The sequence below is a fragment of the Paraburkholderia tuberum STM678 genome (assembly GCF_902833905.1).
Lineage (GTDB): Bacteria > Pseudomonadota > Gammaproteobacteria > Burkholderiales > Burkholderiaceae > Paraburkholderia > Paraburkholderia tuberum.
Genome location: NZ_CADFGP010000158.1, coordinates 1 through 1,780 on the forward strand (window position 1 = coordinate 1; position 1,780 = coordinate 1,780).

The 1,780-nt window shown below is 64.2% G+C and carries 1 protein-coding gene; it reads right to left on the reverse strand.

The features are described 5' to 3' along the window. Window positions 1-194 precede the first annotated feature (194 nt). Window positions 195-1,780: ABC-F family ATP-binding cassette domain-containing protein (locus HWY30_RS40700; protein WP_176079051.1), on the reverse strand; the 1,586-nt coding region annotated here is incomplete at its 5' end.

The window sequence follows — 1,780 nt, forward strand, 5'->3', positions numbered from 1 at the left end:
AGGGTGAGGTTACTCGGGCACCGCCAGACGAAAGGGGCGGAGAACAGACAAACCGAACCTACTGCCACCGCGCCACATCTCGACTCTACCGATACCTTGCATTGGAGCGCGCTTGTCCGCACGAATGCTGAAGACGTTGGCGAACGTCCGCGCGTCGCCCGCCATGCAACGCGCGCCACCCGCCAAGAGATAACTCAGGCGATGACCTTCTGCTCTGCGGCAGCCTGCTCGCGCATGCGACGGGCTTCGTCGCGCAGGAACTGCTGGTAATCGTCCAGATCCCCGTCGAAGGGCTCGACGCCGCCCTTGGTGACCAGCCAGAACTCATCACATACCGCGCGCAGCAGGGCCCGGTCGTGACTGACCAGCAACACTGTGCCTTCGAATTCGTTGAGTGCCATGCCTAGCGCTTCGCGTGTGGCCAGGTCGAGGTGGTTGGTAGGCTCGTCGAGCAGCAACAGGTTGGGGCGCTGCCACACGATCATGCACAACACGAGCCGCGCCTTTTCGCCGCCGCTCATCGTGCTAACCGCCTGATGGACCGTGTCGCCACTGAAGTTGAAAGTGCCGAGGAAGGTGCGAAGCGATTGTTCGGTTCCACTCTGGCCGGGGGCGCGCAAGTGAGCCGGCGTGTCCCTTGCAAGGCGGATCATGTGTTCCATCGGCGTGTCAAGCGGGCGCAGCACGTCGAGCTCCTGCTGTGCGAAGTAGCCGATGTTCAGGCCTTTGCCTTCGCTGATTTCGCCGGCAATCGGCGCTAGCGCGTGCACCACCGTCTTCACCAGCGTGGACTTGCCTTGGCCGTTGGCACCGAGGATGCCGATCCGCTGCCCGGCCAGCACGGATCGGTTGATGCCCCGCACGATGACCGTGGGCGGCGTGCCCGGCAGTGCGCCGGCCGGCGCGGGGTAGCCGAAGCTCGTGTCCAGCATCGACAACAGCGGGTTCGGGACGTTGAGGGGCTCCTTGAACTCGAAGGTGAACTCCGCGTCGGCAAGCACCGGTGCGATCTTCTCCATGCGTTCGAGCGCCTTGACGCGGCTCTGCGCCTGTTTCGCCTTCGAGGCCTTCGCCTTGAAACGGTCGATGAACTTCTGGAGGTGGGCGATCTTGTCCGCCTGTCTGGCCATCGCGGCCTGCTGCAACAGCAGTTGCTCGGCGCGCATCTCTTCGAACTTGCTGTAGTTGCCGCCATAACTCACAAGCTTGGCGTTGTCGACGTGCACCGTCACCTGCGTCACCGCGTCGAGGAATTCGCGATCGTGGCTGATCACTACTAGGGTTCCTTGATAGCGCTTGAGCCACGCTTCCAGCCAGACCAGCGCGTCGAGGTCGAGGTGATTGGTCGGTTCGTCGAGCAACAGCAGGTCCGACGGGCACATGAGCGCGCGCGCCAGCTGCAGTCGCATGCGCCAGCCGCCGGAGAAACTGCTGACCGGCTGTCCAAGCTGTGCAGCACTGAAGCCAAGGCCCTGGATCAGCGCCTGGGCACGTGCGGGGGCATCGTGTGCCCCGGCGTCGTGCAGGGCCATGTAGGCGTGCGCCATGCGCATGCCATCGTCGCTGGCCTCAGCGGCGGCTACTTCGGCCTGCGCGGCCAGCAGTATGGCGTCACCCTCGATGACGAAGTCGGTCGCACTCTGCTCGGTCTCCGGCATCTCCTGCGCGACCTGGCCCATCTTCCATGCAGCGGGAATCGAGAACTCGCCGCCGTCTTCGTGCAGCGTGCCGTTGAGAAGGCCGAAGAAGGATGACTTGCCGGCGCCATTGCGGCCGACAA